The sequence below is a fragment of the Streptomyces sp. MAR4 CNX-425 genome (assembly GCF_048656465.1).
GTDB lineage: Bacteria > Actinomycetota > Actinomycetes > Streptomycetales > Streptomycetaceae > Streptomyces.
Genome location: NZ_JBMDLF010000008.1, coordinates 111,631 through 126,063 on the forward strand (window position 1 = coordinate 111,631; position 14,433 = coordinate 126,063).

At 76.1% G+C, this 14,433-nt stretch carries 14 protein-coding genes; 7 read left to right on the forward strand and 7 right to left on the reverse strand.

Features of this window, described 5'->3' with window-relative positions; all coding sequences use genetic code 11:
* The first annotated feature begins 397 nt into the window (after positions 1–397).
* The 3 genes from ACHZ99_RS22410 to ACHZ99_RS22420 all read left to right on the forward strand — a co-directional run bounded on the left by ACHZ99_RS22410 (position 398) and on the right by ACHZ99_RS22420 (position 2,710).
* Positions 398–1,003, forward strand: a complete 606-nt coding sequence (locus tag ACHZ99_RS22410; RefSeq protein ID WP_420306490.1) for a suppressor of fused domain protein — start codon at positions 398–400, stop codon at positions 1,001–1,003.
* 81 nt (positions 1,004–1,084) lie between these two features.
* Positions 1,085–1,720: a DUF6758 family protein gene (locus ACHZ99_RS22415; protein WP_420306491.1), complete on the forward strand. Its 636-nt coding sequence runs from the start codon at positions 1,085–1,087 to the stop codon at positions 1,718–1,720.
* A gap of 144 nt (positions 1,721–1,864) precedes the next feature.
* Positions 1,865–2,710, forward strand: a complete 846-nt coding sequence (locus ACHZ99_RS22420; protein ID WP_420306492.1) for a PHP domain-containing protein — start codon at positions 1,865–1,867, stop codon at positions 2,708–2,710.
* A gap of 39 nt (positions 2,711–2,749) precedes the next feature.
* On the opposite strand, the gene soxR is transcribed toward ACHZ99_RS22420, so the two are convergent.
* The 3 genes from soxR to ACHZ99_RS22435 form a co-directional block, all read right to left on the reverse strand.
* Complete coding sequence (gene soxR, locus ACHZ99_RS22425; RefSeq protein WP_420306493.1) at positions 2,750–3,205, reverse strand: redox-sensitive transcriptional activator SoxR; 456 nt, start codon at positions 3,203–3,205, stop codon at positions 2,750–2,752.
* 52 nt (positions 3,206–3,257) lie between these two features.
* On the reverse strand, positions 3,258–4,121 hold the full coding sequence (locus ACHZ99_RS22430; protein ID WP_420306494.1) for an alpha/beta fold hydrolase: 864 nt from the start codon (positions 4,119–4,121) through the stop codon (positions 3,258–3,260).
* Between the two features lie 566 nt (positions 4,122–4,687).
* Entirely contained in the window at positions 4,688–6,154 is a 1,467-nt protein-coding gene (locus ACHZ99_RS22435; protein ID WP_420306495.1) for a DEAD/DEAH box helicase, read from the reverse strand.
* Between the two features lie 472 nt (positions 6,155–6,626).
* On the opposite strand from ACHZ99_RS22435, the gene ACHZ99_RS22440 reads away from it, so the two are divergent.
* Positions 6,627–7,400 (forward strand): ferritin-like fold-containing protein, encoded by a 774-nt coding sequence (locus tag ACHZ99_RS22440; protein WP_420306496.1) that lies wholly within the window; start codon positions 6,627–6,629, stop codon positions 7,398–7,400.
* Positions 7,401–7,440: 40 nt separating this feature from the next.
* On the opposite strand, the gene ACHZ99_RS22445 is transcribed toward ACHZ99_RS22440, so the two are convergent.
* From ACHZ99_RS22445 to ACHZ99_RS22460, 4 genes are all read right to left on the reverse strand, one after another.
* Complete coding sequence (locus ACHZ99_RS22445) at positions 7,441–7,728, reverse strand: hypothetical protein (RefSeq protein WP_420306497.1); 288 nt, start codon at positions 7,726–7,728, stop codon at positions 7,441–7,443.
* A 145-nt stretch (positions 7,729–7,873) separates the two neighbouring features.
* A complete protein-coding gene (locus ACHZ99_RS22450) occupies positions 7,874–8,101 on the reverse strand; it encodes a DUF3107 domain-containing protein (protein ID WP_420306498.1) in 228 nt (75 codons plus the stop codon).
* A 132-nt stretch (positions 8,102–8,233) separates the two neighbouring features.
* Positions 8,234–8,875 carry a TetR/AcrR family transcriptional regulator gene (locus ACHZ99_RS22455; protein WP_420306499.1) on the reverse strand — a complete coding sequence of 214 codons (642 nt, stop codon included), beginning with the start codon at positions 8,873–8,875 and terminating at the stop codon, positions 8,234–8,236.
* A 162-nt stretch (positions 8,876–9,037) separates the two neighbouring features.
* Positions 9,038–9,268 (reverse strand): hypothetical protein, encoded by a 231-nt coding sequence (locus ACHZ99_RS22460; RefSeq protein WP_420306500.1) that lies wholly within the window; start codon positions 9,266–9,268, stop codon positions 9,038–9,040.
* A gap of 324 nt (positions 9,269–9,592) precedes the next feature.
* On the opposite strand from ACHZ99_RS22460, the gene ACHZ99_RS22465 reads away from it, so the two are divergent.
* From ACHZ99_RS22465 to ACHZ99_RS22475, 3 genes are all read left to right on the forward strand, one after another.
* On the forward strand, positions 9,593–10,486 hold the full coding sequence (locus ACHZ99_RS22465) for an alpha/beta fold hydrolase (protein WP_420306501.1): 894 nt from the start codon (positions 9,593–9,595) through the stop codon (positions 10,484–10,486).
* Between the two features lie 731 nt (positions 10,487–11,217).
* Positions 11,218–12,507: a DUF3152 domain-containing protein gene (locus ACHZ99_RS22470; RefSeq protein ID WP_420306502.1), complete on the forward strand. Its 1,290-nt coding sequence runs from the start codon at positions 11,218–11,220 to the stop codon at positions 12,505–12,507.
* Positions 12,508–12,661: 154 nt separating this feature from the next.
* A complete protein-coding gene (locus ACHZ99_RS22475) occupies positions 12,662–14,410 on the forward strand; it encodes a DUF3492 domain-containing protein (protein ID WP_420306503.1) in 1,749 nt (582 codons plus the stop codon).
* Positions 14,411–14,433: the final 23 nt, after the last annotated feature.

A 14,433-nucleotide genomic window follows, 5' to 3' on the forward strand; every position in this document is an offset into this window, starting at 1 on the left:
CGCCGAGGTACACCCACAAAGCGGGCACCGCTGAGCGCGCCGACGGCACGTCAGTGGATGACGGAAAAGTGCGTGCTCGTCCGCGGGGCGCCGGAGGGCGTGGCCGGGAGCGGCCCGGAAGTCCCCGCGACGGTGCGGGAGGGGCCGGAGAGGGTCAGCGAACGCCGGGCCGGGCGGGCGAGCTGTCGGTACTGCAAGGTCGGCTGGGATCCACCGCGGTCGCCACCTCCTCCGGCCGGGCCCTGTCGAAGGGCGTTGAGTTCGAAGCCGTACCGGCCCGGTGCGTACGACGCGCACGGCACGTACGACGCGCATCAAGCCGACACGCAAGGTTACCAGCCGCCGGTGAACCGACCGCGCAGCCTTGCCGGTTTCGCGGCCGCCTAGGCTGGGGCCCATGGCGTACGACGACGTGCTCGCGCTGGTGGAGCGGCGGCTGACCGGGGCTTTCGGCGAGCCCGACGCGCGGGCGTCGGTGACCTTCGTCGGCACGGACCGCATCGAGGTGGCGCGTTTCACGTCCGGGACCGCGCAGGAGCCGCTGCTGCGCTACGCCACCCTCGGCATGTCCGCGCAGCCCATGACCGACCCCGCACAGGCGCTCGCCGACCCGCTGCGCGGCCCGCGCGCCGAGCTGCTGCTGACGGTACGGGCCGGGGTCGCCGACACCGGCAAGGTGCTCCGCCCGCTCGCCGTCCTCGCCGCGTCGCCGCAGGTGGAGGGGGTGGTCGTGGCGCCGGGGACGTCGCTGGAGGTGGGGGAGCCGCTGTGGCCGGGGGCGCCGTTCCGCGCGGTGCTGGTCGCGGAGCCGGGCGGGCTGGTGGACGACGTGGCGCTGCCGGAGCCGCGGGAGCCGGTGCGGTTCCTGCCGCTGCTGCCGATGACGCCGAACGAGGCGGCGTGGAAGCGGGTGCACGGCGCGGCGGCGCTGCGCGAGCGCTGGCTCGCGGCGGGCACGGACCTGCGGGACCCGCTGCGGCGCGGGGTCGACCTGGGCGCGTAGCGGCGCGGCGGCCCGGGCGGGCAGCCCCGGACGGGTGATCGTCCTTGACGGCGCGGCGGCCGGGGAGGACCGTAAGTGCTTATGAGGGGCGAACCCAGTTGCCCGAAGTGCGGCGGGCGGGTCCGGGCGCCCGGTCTCTTCACCGACTCCTGGCAGTGCGAGCAGCACGGGCCCGTGCAGCCGCTCCAGCCCGTCATACCGCCCAGCGTCGAGGCGCTGGGCGTGGTGGTGCACCGGGCCCGGGTGCCGGTGTGGATGCCGTGGCCGCTGCCCCTGGGCTGGCTGTTCACCGGGGTCGCCAACGCCGGCGACGACCGCAGCGGCGGCCGCGCCACCGCCGTCGCCTGCTCCGGCCCCGGCCCGCTGGGCGGACCGGGCGAGCTGGTCCTGGTCGCCGAGGAGCTGGGCGTCGGGCTCGGCGCGCGCTTCGCGGGCCTCCAGGGACCCGACCCCGGGCCCGGGATGTGCACGGACAAGCCGCCGGACGCCAAGGTCATCGCCGCCGGGCGGCCCACCCCGCTGTGGCACGTCGGCGGGGTGCCGGTGGACCGGGCCGTCTTCGCCGGGGAGGCGCGCGGGCTGTGGCTGTGGGCGATCGTCTGGCCGGAGCAGTCCGGCCTGCTGCTCTACGACGAGCTGGTGCTCACCGACCTGCGGGACGCCGGCGCGGAGATCGAGCTGCTGCCCTGCGGCGCGCTGTCGCCGCGGCTGCTGTAGGAGGCCGCGCGGGACGGCGGCGGCGGTGCGGCCCGCGGCGGCGCGGCCCGCGCCCGGAACGCGTACCGCCGTCGGAGGGACGCCCGGCCGGGCCCGTAAGCTGGGTGCTTCCCAGCGACCCCGAGCCCGTGCGAGGTACCGTCCGTGCGCATCGACCTGCATACCCACTCCGCCGACTCGGACGGCACGGACAGCCCCGCCGAGCTGGTGCGCAACGCGGCGGCCGCGGGGCTGGACGTCGTCGCGCTCACCGACCACGACGGCGTCGGCGGCCACGCCGAGGCGATCGAGGCGCTGCCCGAGGGACTGACCCTCGTCCCCGGCATGGAGCTGTCCTGCGACCTGGACGGCGTCAGCCTGCACATGCTCGCGTACCTCTTCGACCCCGGCGAGCCGGAGCTGACCCGCGAGCGCGACGCGGTGCGCAACGACCGGGTGCGCCGGGCGCGGCTCATGACCGAGCGGCTGATCGAGCTGGGCGTGCCGATCACCTGGCAGCGGGTGCAGGAGATCGCCGGCGAGGGCGCCATCGCCCGGCCGCACGTGGCCAGCGCGATGGTCGAGGCGGGCGTCGTCCCCTCGGTGCAGGAGGCGTTCACCGACGAGTGGATCGGCTCCGGCGGCCGCGCGTACGTGGAGAAGCACGAACTGGACCCCTTCGACGCCATCCGCCTCATCAAGGGCGCCGGCGGCGTCACGGTCTTCGCCCACCCCCTCGCCGTCAAGCGCGGCGTGTGCCTGCCGGAGAGCGCCGTGGCGGAACTGGCCGCGGCCGGCCTCGACGGCATCGAGGTGGACCACATGGACCACGACGACGAGACCCGCGCCCGCCTCCGCGCCACCGCCGCCGACCTGTGCCTGCTCGCCACGGGCTCCAGCGACTACCACGGGTCGCGCAAGACCTGCCGCCTGGGCGAGTTCACGACCGCCCCGGAGGTGTACGAGCAGATCGTGGACCGCGCGACGGGCGCGTCCCCGGTACGCCGCTGACGCCGGATCCGGGCCCGGCGGAAGGGCCTGTCCGCGCGGTCAGACGCCGAGGCCGCGGGCGCCCGGGCCGCGTTCGCCGAGGCGGTCGTCGGTGTTGGCCAGGGCGCACACGTCGATCGACAGGCACCCGCAGCCGATGCAGTCGGTGAGGTTGTCGCGCAGCCGCTCCAGGCGGCGGATGCGGGTGTTGAGGTCGTCGCGCCAGTCCTCCGAGAGGCGGGCCCAGTCGGCGCGGTTCGGCGTCCGCCCCTCGGGCAGCACCGCCAGCGCCTCGCGGATCGCCGCCAGCGGGATGCCCACGCGCTGCGAGGCGCGGATGAACGCGACCCTGCGGAGGGTGTCCCGGGAGAAGCGGCGCTGGTTGCCGCTGGTGCGGCGGCTGCTGATCAGGCCCTCGCGCTCGTAGAAGCGCAGAGCGGACTGGGGCACTCCGCTGCGGTCCGACAGCTCGCCGATCGTCGCTTCCTTGGCCCGCGGGGACAGGTGGTGCGTCATGCCCGCCAGGGTAACGTGACCTGAACCGCGGTTGAGGTGCGACGATGCCCGGTCAGCCGACCGCCCCCGCCGCCCAGAAGGCGGCCAGCGCCGCCGCGGTCGCGGCGGGGCTCTCGACGTTGGGGGAGTGGTCCGCGCCCTCGATCACCGTGCGGTGGGCCCGCAGCCGGCGCGCCATGTCGTCCATCTCCGCCACGGGCCAGACGTAGTCGGACTCCCCCGTCAGGACGTGCACCGGCAGCGGCAACCCGGCCAGCTCCCCGGTCCGGTCGGGCCCCTCGCACAACTGCCGGCCGGTGGCGACGAGCTGCGCGGGGCGGGTGCCGAGCCAGCGGCGGTGCAGGAAGTCGAGCACCTCGGCGGGGCGGTCGTCCGCGGCCTCGGGCGGGTCCATGGCCCGGATCGCCTGCCAGACCGACTCCATGTCGTACGTCGCCAGGGCATCGGCGAGGAGCTTCGCGCGGGACCGCTGCTCGTCGCACACGGGACCCGGGCCGCTGCTCATGAGGGTGAGCGAGGAGAACGCACCGGGATCGCGGAGGACGGCGGCGCGGGCGATCTGGCCGCCGAGGGAGTGCCCGAGCACGTGCGGCGGCGGATCGTCCGGCGCGCGGAGGGCGGCGGCCAGCGCGAGCACGTCCCGCGCCAGCTCGTCCTGCGCGTACGCGGCCTCCTCGGCGGGGCCCTCCGACTCGTACTGCCCGCGGCCGTCGACCGCGACCGCGTGGAAGCCCGCGGCGGCGAGGGGTTCGAGCAGGGCGATGAAGTCCTCTTTGCTGCCGGTGTACCCGGGCAGGAGGAGCGCGGTGCCGTGGACGGGCCGCCCGGCCCGCAGCGCGGCGAACGCCCCCCTCGGGGTCTCGACCCGCACGGCCTCGGCCCCGGCCGGCAACGCGACGAACGGCGGCTTGCTCATGCCCCGACCCTAGGCCCTGCCGGTACGTACCCGGCCGCGGGGCCCGCTCCGCGGCGGACGGCGGGGGGGCGGCCCCGGGCTCGGCGGCGGGGGGCGCCGCGCGGTAGTCGTGCGGGGTGTGGGTGGTGGTGGTCGGCGGTCTGTGCGGGCGGCGGGGGCCGTGGTCCCGGCCGGGTCCGGCGTGGTGGGAGTTCGCCGCGCGGTGGTCGTGCGGGCTGTGGGCGTTGGCCGACGGCCGTCCGTACGGCCGTGGCCCCGGTCGGAGCTGCCGCGGCAGGGCCGGGCTCGGCGGTGGCGGCGGGTTCGCCGCGGCTGCCTGGCGCCGCGCCCGCGCGGGCCGCCCCGGGTTCGCCGCTCCCCGTGCCTCGGCACGCGCGCGGATACGGCCGTCCGTACCGCCGTGGCCCCGGTCGGAGCTGCCGCGGCACAGCCGGGCTCGCCGGTGGGCGCCGCGCCGGCTCGGGTCGCCCCGGGGTCGCCGCTCCCCGTGCCGCGGCACGCTCGCGGACACACCGCGGGCCCGGGCCGTACGTCGTCGCGTACGGTCCGGGCCCGTCGGGGTTCTGCTACTCCGCCGTCGGCTGCCCCGCGCCCCCGCCGCGGGTGCGGCGACGGCGGCGGCGCGGCTTGCGGGCCGATGCGTCGCCGCCCGCCGCCTCCGCGGCGGGCTCCGGCGCGGACGCCCGCGTCTCGCCGCCGCCCTCGGCGGCCTCCGCCGCCAGCGGGCGGCCGCCGCGCGTGCGGCGGCGCTGCCGCGGCGTACGGGTCCGCTTGCGGCGCTCCTCCGTGGCCGCCGGCCCGCGGCCGCGGCGCTGGCCCGCGCCGCGGCGGCCGCCGCCGCCCGTCTCGCCCAGGTCCTCCAGCTCCTCCGCGCCGAGTCCCGCCCGGGTGCGCTCGGCGCGCGGCAGCACGCCCTTCGTGCCCTCGGGGATGCTCAGGGCCTCGTAGAGGTGCGGGGAGGTGGAGTACGTCTCCTCGGGGTTCTCCAGGTCGAGCTCCAGCGCCTTGTTGATCAGGTGCCAGCGGGTGATCTCGTCCCAGTCGACCAGCGTGACCGCCGTGCCGGACGCGCCCGCGCGGGCGGTGCGGCCGATGCGGTGCAGGTACGTTTTCTCATCTTCCGGCGTCTGGTAGTTGATCACGTGGGTGATGCCGGTGACGTCGATGCCGCGGGCGGCGACGTCCGTGCAGACCAGCACGTCGACCTTGCCGTTGCGGAAGGCGCGCAGCGCCTGCTCGCGCGCGCCCTGGCCCAGGTCGCCGTGGACCGAGCCGGCGGCGAAGCCGCGCCGGGTCAGCTGCTCGGCGACGTCGGCGCAGGTGCGCTTCGTACGGCAGAAGATCATGGTCAGCCCGCGGCCCTCGGCCTGGAGGATGCGCGCGAGCATCTCGGGCTTGTCCATCGAGTGCGCCCGGAAGGCGTGCTGCTCGACCGCGGCGACGGTCGCGCCGCCGTCGTCCGGCAGGGCGGCGCGGATGTGGGTGGGCTGCGACATGTAGCGCCGGGCGAGGCCGATGACCTGCCCCGGCATGGTGGCCGAGAACAGCATCGTCTGCCGCTTGGCCGGCAGCTGCTGGATGATCTTCTCGACGTCCGGGAGGAAGCCGAGGTCGAGCATCTCGTCGGCCTCGTCGAGCACCAGCACCTTGATCTTCGACAGGTCCAGCTTGCGCTGCCCGGCGAGGTCGAGGAGGCGGCCGGGGGTGCCGACGACGACGTCGACGCCCTTCTTCAGCGCCTCCAGCTGGGGCTCGTACGCCCGGCCGCCGTAGATCGACAGCGCGCGGACGTTACGGACCTTGCCGGCGGTCAGCAGGTCGTTGGTGACCTGCACGCACAGCTCGCGGGTGGGGACGACGACGAGCGCCTGCGGCGCTTCCGTCAGGGCGCCGGGGTCGGCGCGTCCGGACTCGACGTCGGCGGGGACGACGACCTTCTCCAGCAGGGGAAGGCCGAAGCCGAGCGTCTTTCCGGTACCGGTCTTGGCCTGGCCGATCACGTCGGTGCCGGCGAGGGCGACCGGGAGAGTCATCTCCTGAATGGGGAAAGGAGTGGTGATTCCCACGGCCTCCAGGGCCTCAGCAGTCTCGGGGAGGATCCCCAGGTCTCGAAACGTGGACAGGATGCTTGCCTCTTCTGTCGGTCGCGGCGAGCGGCGGGGGACGGGGGTCGTACCGCGCGGGGTGGCGCGGGACCACTTCTTCCGTCACTCGGGCGCTCCAGCCGCGAGAATTCCCTCCGGCGGGGTGCGCACGGCGGGACAGGCCGTACGGGCTCCGCTGAGAGCGGTCGGGGTCGGAGCCGATCGGGCCACCGACCGGGCATCCTTCAGTACATGCTTCCCACGCGCCTCCGGACTCACGCCCGGGCACGGGGGACCCGCCGTGACCGGCGGTCGCTATACCACTCTACCTAAAATCGTGCAGCTGTGTTGTGCGATGTCTCATAGTCCACAGGCTGACCTGGCCCTTCCCAGGTCGGCGCGGGCCGCTATTCTCCGCTCCATGGACACTCCCCCTCCCGACCAGGCCCCCGAGCGGACCGAGGACGCCAAGGACGCCGAAGACACCGCTGCCGCCGTTTCCGGCGTGGCGGCCGAGAGCTGGGCGGAGGCCGCCGCCGACCCGCAGTACCGGGCCGCGGTCGTGGACCTCCTCGGCGCCCTCGCCTACGGCGAGCTGGCCGCCTTCGAACGGCTGGCGGAGGACGCGAAGCTGGCGCCCGGCGTGGAGGACAAGGCGGAGCTGGCGGCGATGGCCGCCGCCGAGTTCCACCACTTCGAGCGGCTGCGGGACCGGCTGGCCGGGATCGACGAGGTGCCGGCGCGGGCGATGGAGCCGTTCGCCGCCGCGCTGAACGAGTTCCACCGCCAGACCGCCCCGTCCGACTGGCTGGAGGGGCTGGTCAAGGCGTACGTGGGCGACTCGATCGCCAGCGACTTCTACCGCGAGGTCGCGGTCCGGCTGGACTCCGACACCCGCGGGCTGGTGCTGAGCGTGCTGGACGACACCGGGCACGCGACGTTCGCGGTGGAGAAGGTCCGCAGCGCCATCGCGGCCGACCCGCGGGTGGGCGGGCGGCTGGCGCTGTGGGCGCGGCGGCTGATGGGGGAGGCGCTGAGCCAGGCGCAGCGCGTGGTCGCGGAGCGGGACGCGCTGTCGATGATGCTGGTCGGCGGGGTCGCCGACGGCTTCGACCTGGCGGAGGTGGGGCGGATGTTCTCGCGTATCACCGAGGCGCACACCAAGCGGATGGCGGCGCTGGGGCTGTCGGCCTAGCCCCGGGGCCCGCGGCCGCTCCGCGCGGCCCCGCGGGTGCTCAGCGCACCGGGCGTCCCGCGAGGTACGCCGCCGCCGGGCGGCTCCGCTCCGGGTGCTTCACCAGCAGCGACAGCATCGCCGCCGCGAACGCCGCGGCGACCGGCAGGACGATCGGCAGGTGCCCCCCGCCCAGCACCGTGTGCGCGAGGGCGGCGCCGAGCGTCGCGCCGGCCGGGCCGGTGGCCAGCGTCAGATTCCGGTGGCGGAACCGGTCCGGATAGCGGGCGAGCGCGGCCAGCGCAATCGCCAGGCCGATGACTGCGGAGCACACAGCTGCCAGGACCATCTCGCGCCCGCCCTTCGTTGGGCCCCCACTGCTGGGGCGAATCGGACGCTCCGGGTCTACCCGCATGGATACGCGGGCAAACGGCGGCCCCCCGGCGGCGGGCGCCGGGGGGCCGTACGGGCTGCGCAAGCGGGGGAATCCGCCCTCAGATCGCGCCGAATCCCACCTTGCGAGTGCTGGGGGCGCCGATCTCCACGTAGGCGATGCGGCCGGCCGGTACGAGGATCTTCCGGCCGCGGTCGTCGACCAGGGTCAGCACCTCCGACTTGCCGCCGAGCGCGTCCGCCACCGCGCTCTCGATCTCTTCGGCGGACTGCCCGCTCTCCAGGCTGATCTCTCGGGGGGCGTGCTGCACGCCGATCTTGACCTCCACGGCCTGATCCCTTTCGGTCAGTTGGATGTACGGATGCACACTAACCCGGCGTGTACACCCCGCGGGGCCGATGCCTGCACGCCCGCAGCGAACACCGCGGCGGACGCGCCGCCGCGGCGGGCCCCCGCGGGACTACGCCGGGTCCGGGCCGCCGTGCAGCGGGAAGCCGGCGATGCCCCGCCAGGAGAGCGACGCGATGAGCTTCGCGGCGGCGTCCCGCGGGATGGGCTGGCCGGAGCCCAGCCAGTACCGCGCGGTGATCTGCGCCATGCCGCACAGCCCCACCGCGAGCAGCATCGCCTGCTCCACCGGCAGGTCGGTGTCCTCCGCGATGACCTCGCTGACCGCCTGCGCGCAGTCCAGGCTGACCTTGTCGACCCGCTCGCGCACCGCGGGCTCGTTGGTCAGGTCGGACTCGAAGACCAGCCGAAAGGCGCCGCCCTCGTCCTCGACGAAGGCGAAGTACGCGTCCATCGTCGCCGCGACGCGCTGCTTGTTGTCCGACGTGGAGGCGAGCGCCGCGCGCACCGCCTTGAGCAGCGCGTCGCAGTGCTGGTCGAGCAGGGCGAGGTACAGCTCCAGCTTGCCGGGGAAGTGCTGGTAGAGCACCGGCTTGCTGACGCCGGCGCGGTCCGCGATGTCGTCCATGGCGGCGGAGTGGTAGCCCTGGGCGACGAAGACCTCCTGGGCGGCGCCGAGGAGCTGGTTGCGGCGCGCGCGACGGGGGAGCCTCGTACTGCGTGGACGCGTCTCGGCCTGCTCGATGGCTGTCACTGCGCCTCCTGGTTCCTCAGATGATCGCCCCCGGGACGCCGGGCCTGTCCGGCGGGCCGACCGCAGGTGCCATCGTACGTGCGGGTAATCGTCCGGCGCTCCGTCGCTGCGCGAAATTTCATCGCACCGGGCCCCTGCCGAACCGGGGCAATCCGGAGCAGCTCACCGGTATTCGTCCTCGCTCTCTTCGACGACGCGTGCCTGCTCGGCGGCGTCCGCCGGGTCCGCCTCGGTGCCCTGGCGCTCGCCCTGCGGGGTGTCATCGTCGCCCGTCCCGGCGCTCTCGACCTCGGCGCGCTGCTCCGCGGCGTCCGCCTCCGGGGTCTCGCCGTCGGGGCCCGTGCCGCGGGCCGGCTCGTCGAACCTGTCCGGATCCTGCGGGTGCACCGCCATGCGCTTTCTCCCCTTCGGTCGCCTTCGCCCCACCGGCGTTCGCCGCCGGGCGCCGCCGCCCCCCGCCCGCGCCGACGTGTCAGGTGGACTTCGGGCGCAGTTTCGGTCGATGTCCTCCATACGAGCGTAAGAGAGGGTGCTTTCGGGCGCGAGGCGGCCTGTGAGCGCGAACACATGAACCACTGCGTGACTGTCTCGTAACATTGCCCCATGCCGTCGACAGAGCCCCACCTGGCGGGCGTAGAGGCGTCTGCCGCGGGGACGCCGCCCGGGACCGTACCGCCCGCTTCCGCCCCAGGCCGGGACGGTGTCACCCGACGGCAGATGACGCTCCCCGGGCTGACCCTCGCCGTCCGCGCCCACCCCGGCGCCCGCCCGGGACTGCCGCCCGCGGTGTACGTGCACGGGCTCGGCGGCTCCGCGCTGAACTGGTCCGGCCTCGGCCCCCTGCTCGCCGAGCGCGTCGACGGCGAGGCCGTCGACCTCCCCGGCTTCGGCGACTCCCCGCCCCCGGACGACGGCGACTACTCCCTCTCCGGCCACGCCCGCGCCGTCATCCGGTACCTCGACGCCGGCGAGCGCGGCCCCGTACACCTCTTCGGCAACTCGCTGGGCGGCACCATCGTCACCCGCGTCGCGGCGCTCCGCCCCGACCTGGTCCGCACCCTCACCCTCGTCTCACCGGCGCTGCCCGAGCTGCGCCCGCAGCGCACCGCGGTGCCCACGGCGCTGCTCGCCGTCCCCGGCGTCACCGCGCTCTTCGCCCGGCTCACCCGGGACTGGACCGCCGAGCAGCGCACCCGCGCGGTGCTCGGCCTCTGCTACGGCGACCCGCGCCGCGTCAGCCCCGAGGGCTTCGCGGAGCACGCGCGCGAGTACGCCCGGCGGATGCGGCTGCCGTACCACTGGGACGCCATGGAGCGCTCGGCGCGCGGAGTCGTCGGGGCGTACACCCTGGGCGGGCAGCACTCGCTCTGGCGGCTGGCGGAACGGGTCCTAGCCCCTACGCTTCTCGTCTACGGCGGGCGCGACCAACTCGTATCGTTCCGGATGGCGCGGCGGGCGAAGGCCGCGTTCCGCAACTCACGGCTGCTGGCCCTGCCGGCGGCGGGGCACGTGGCCATGATGGAGTACCCGGACGTGGTGGCCAGGGCCTTCACCGAGCTGCTGGACGAGTACGAGACAGGGGCCGCCGACGCGAGCCCGGGCGGGAGCTGACACAGACGGTGGGCAGGCACAAAGCGGGCGGCAAGGGCAGGAAGCAGCCGCGGGACGGCGGTGCCGGCAGCGCCGGGGCGGGAGGCGGGGCCGGCGCCGGTGCGCGGTCGCGTCCGCCGCTGCCGCGGCGCGGGGACACCGGGCCGATCCCGCGGATCAGCGACACCGGTCCGATCCCGCGGGTGACGGACACGGGTCCGGTGCCGCGGGTGACGGACACCGGCCCGGTGCCGCGCGTGGGGGACACGGGTTCGATGCGGCGGGTGCCGCAGCCCGGGCCGCGGCCGCGAGGCGGCGCGGGCGGCACGGTCAGGGGTACGGGACCGATGCCGCGTTTCGGCGACACGGGCGGCGTGCCGCGGGTCGGCGACACCGGGCCGATGCGGCCGTTCGGCGACACGGGGAACGTGCCGCGGGCCGGTGACACGGGTGGCTTTCCTGCGGTGGGCGACACGGGCGGGTTCCCGGCGGTCGGCGACACCGGCGGGTTCCCCGCGGTCGGTGACATGGGTGGCTTTCCCGCGGTGGGTGACACGGGTGGTTTTCCGGCGGTCGGTGACACGGGTGGCTTTCCTGCGGTCGGTGACACCGGTGGGTTTCCTGCGGTGGGCGACATGGGTGGCTTTCCCGCGGTGGGTGACACGGGCGGGTTTCCCGCGGTGGGCGACACCGGCGGCTTTCGTGCGGCCGGCGACACCGGGGCCGCGCGGCGCGTGGCCGACACCGGGGGCATGCACCGCGTACCCCGTACGGACGACACCGGCGAGACCCCCCTCGGCCACCCCCAGCACCGGGAGCCCGGCGGCGGCTGGGGCACGCCGCCCTACGGGCCGCCCCGGGGCCTCGGCACCGCCACCGTCTCCGCCGCGCCCTCACCGGTACGGCAGGACTACCTCGACGCCTTCGACGGGCCCGGCCACGCCGCCGGGCCCGCGCCGCGCCGCACCGGCGACGTGCCGGGGCCGTCGCCCGCGGCGGACGACCGCGGGGGGCGGCCGCCGCTCGCCGGCGGTGGCCGCGCCGGCGGTGACGGCTTCGGCGACGGCGACCTGGCCGGGGACGGCGGCCGGGACCGGGACGGGGACCTCGACGCGGACCTCGACGGCGACGGGCCGTCCGGCCCCGCCACCGCCCTGCGGTCCGCCGGCGGCCACCGGCGCCCCCGGCCCCGTACGGCCAACCGCGGCCGCGTCGCCACCGGCGTCGCCGCCGCCCTCGTGACCTGCTCGCTCGCCGCCGCCATCGCCAACCAGGTCTCCGACGGCCGCGCCAAGCGCGCCGACGCCGCGGCCTCCGACGCCCGCAAGCAGCGCGACGCCGCCGACGACGCCTCCCGCTCCGCCGACCGCGGCGACCCCGCGGCCCCGGACGACGACGGCAGCGGCGCCGGCCGGGACGGGGGCGCGCGGGCCGCCCCCGCGACGTACGGCGAGAAGATGGCGGCCACGTACCCCATCAGCCGCGACCTCACCGGCTCCGGCAAGCTCACCGCGGTCCCCGGCGGCGACAAGGCGCCCGGCCGCGGCGACGTCGTGGCGTACCGCGTGGACGTCGAGGAGGGACTGCCCCTCGACGGCGAGCTGTTCGCCGCCGCCGTGCACAAGACCATCAACGACGACCGCAGCTGGGGCGGGCGGGGCGAGATCACCTTCGAGCGGGTGCGCCCCGGCGAGGAGTCCGACTTCGTGATCACCCTGGCCAGCCCGGGGACCACGGACGAGTGGTGCGCCAAGTCCGGGCTCGACACCAGCGAGCAGGACGTGTCCTGCGACTCCGCCGCCACCGAGCGCGTGATGATCAATGCCTTCCGGTGGGCGCAGGGTTCGAAGACGTACGGCGACGACATCCACGGGTACCGGCAGATGCTCATCAACCACGAGGTCGGCCACCGGCTCGGGAGGGATCACGTCGGCTGCTCGCGCGACGGCGCGTTCGCGCCGGTCATGATGCAGCAGACGAAGGACCTGTCGACGGACGGCGCGACCTGCAAGCCCAACCCCTGGCCGTACCCGCGCGACTGACGGGGGCCCACCGGCGGGGCGTACAAAACGCCCTGCTCCCCGAATAGTCACGGGTATTCACCCCTTCCGGTGGTGCGACGGACAACCGTCCATCGCGCTGCCCCGCCCCGTGCGTACCGTCCTCCCACTGGACGGAGCCACAGGAGTTTCGGGGGTGTTCTCGTTGCGCATCGGCCTTCTCGCGGAGGGCGGATTTCCGTTTGCCGCGGGCGAGTCACCGGGGTGGTGCGACCGGCTCGTGCGCGGGCTCGCGCACCACGAGTTCGACGTTTTCGCGTTTGCCGCCGACGCGGCACAGGAGACGGCCGGGCTCGTACCGCTGCCGCCGCAGGTGCGCGCGGTGCACGTCGCGCCGCTGGGTCGCCCGGTGCCCGGCGAGCGCCGGTACGGGCGCGCGGAGCGGCGCCGGTTCGCGGAGCACTTCGCCGAGCTGGCCGCCGCGCTGGCGGCGGGGGACACGGCGGCGGGCGGGCAGGACCGTTTCGCTTCGGGGCTGTACGGGCTGGCGGAGCTGGCCGCCGACGCGGGCGGGCCGGGGCGGGCGCTGCGGTCGGAGCAGGCGGTGCGGATCCTGGAGCGGGCCTGCCGCGCGCGGGGCGCGCATCCGGTGGTGCGGGGGGCGCGCGTGGCGGAGTTGCTGGCCGTCGCGGGGTGCCTGGACGGGGCGCTGCGGCCGTTGGCGGCGGGGTGGTACGGCGGCGGCGGGCCGGCGCCGGCGGGACCGGCGGCGTACGGCGGGCTGGCGGACGTCGACCTGTGCCACGCGCTGTCCGGCGGTCCCGCGGTGCTGCCGGGGCTGCTGGCGCGGCGGTTCTTCGGAACGCCGCTGCTGGTGACGGAGTACGGGGTGCGGCTGCGGCGGCACTACGTGGAAAGCGCGGCGAGCGGCGCGGGGGCGCGCGCCGGCGTGTCCGTGGCCGTACGGGCGCTGACCGCCGCCTTCCACCGCCGGCTGGCGGCGGAGGCGTACGACAAGGCGGCGCTCGTCACCCCCGGGAACGCGCACGCGCGCCGCTGGGCGCTGCGCCTGGGCGCGTCGCGCGGGCGGCTGCGGACGGTCTACCCGGGCATGGACAGCGCGCGGTTCGCGGAGGTGGGGGAGCCCGGACCCGCGGCGGCGGGGGCGGACGGCGCGGATGGGGCGGACGACAGGACCCTGGTCTGGGTCGGCCGGACGGAACCGGCCGGCGACCTGGTCGGGCTGCTGCACGCGTTCGCGGAGATCCGCAGGGCGGAGCCCACCGCGCACCTCGTCGTGGTGGAGACGGGCCCGCCGTCCGCCGCCCACGCGGGCTACCGCGACCGCTGCCGGGCGCTGGCCGCCCACCTCTTCCCCGACGAGGCGGCCGACGCACACGCGGTGGGCGCCAGCCCGGTGTCCTTCGAGGAACTCGGCGACCCGACGGTGCCGGACCCGGCGGCGGCGTACGCGACGGGCGGCGTCACGGTGCGCTCCAGCGTCGCGGGAGGCTTTCCGGTGGGGCTGGTGGAGGCGATGTTCTGCGCCCGGGCGACGGTGTCGACCGACGTCGGCGCGGTACGGGAGGTCATCGGCGGTACGGGCCTCGTGGTCCCGCCGCGGAACCCGCGGGCGCTGGCGGATGCCTGCCTGGCCCTGTTCCGCGACCCGGCGCGCCGGGCGCGGCTGGGCGCGGCGGCGCGGGCGCGGGCGGTGGAGCTGTTCTCGGTGGAGCAGAACGTGCGGGCGTTCCGGGACATCTACCTGGAGCTGGCGTCGGGCAATCCGCGGCCGGGCGTGGGCAGTGCGGCGGGCGAGGCGCCGCGGCCCTTCGCGCGCCCGGCGGAGGCGCTGCTGCCGGGCGGCTGGGCGGCCGCGCCGGCACCGGGCGCGGAGCCGGTGGCGGCGGGGGCGGGCGCCGGGTTCGAGGGGGTCGGCCGATGAACGACGGACCGAGAGCGGCGGAG

What these genes read in the sequence shown, in the direction of transcription:
- soxR (WP_420306493.1), bottom strand. Translation starts at nt 3,205, where the DNA reads ATGACGCACCACCTGTCCCCGCGGGCCAAGGAAGCGACGATCGGCGAG.
- ACHZ99_RS22445 (WP_420306497.1), bottom strand. Translation starts at nt 7,728, where the DNA reads ATGGTCCTGGCAGCTGTGTGCTCCGCAGTCATCGGCCTGGCGATTGCG.
- ACHZ99_RS22435 (WP_420306495.1), bottom strand. Translation starts at nt 6,154, where the DNA reads ATGACTCTCCCGGTCGCCCTCGCCGGCACCGACGTGATCGGCCAGGCC.
- ACHZ99_RS22430 (WP_420306494.1), bottom strand. Translation starts at nt 4,121, where the DNA reads ATGAGCAAGCCGCCGTTCGTCGCGTTGCCGGCCGGGGCCGAGGCCGTG.
- ACHZ99_RS22440 (WP_420306496.1), top strand. Translation starts at nt 6,627, where the DNA reads ATGGACACTCCCCCTCCCGACCAGGCCCCCGAGCGGACCGAGGACGCC.
- ACHZ99_RS22470 (WP_420306502.1), top strand. Translation starts at nt 11,218, where the DNA reads ATGCACCGCGTACCCCGTACGGACGACACCGGCGAGACCCCCCTCGGC.
- ACHZ99_RS22460 (WP_420306500.1), bottom strand. Translation starts at nt 9,268, where the DNA reads ATGGCGGTGCACCCGCAGGATCCGGACAGGTTCGACGAGCCGGCCCGC.
- ACHZ99_RS22410 (WP_420306490.1), top strand. Translation starts at nt 398, where the DNA reads ATGGCGTACGACGACGTGCTCGCGCTGGTGGAGCGGCGGCTGACCGGG.
- ACHZ99_RS22465 (WP_420306501.1), top strand. Translation starts at nt 9,593, where the DNA reads ATGACGCTCCCCGGGCTGACCCTCGCCGTCCGCGCCCACCCCGGCGCC.
- ACHZ99_RS22415 (WP_420306491.1), top strand. Translation starts at nt 1,085, where the DNA reads ATGAGGGGCGAACCCAGTTGCCCGAAGTGCGGCGGGCGGGTCCGGGCG.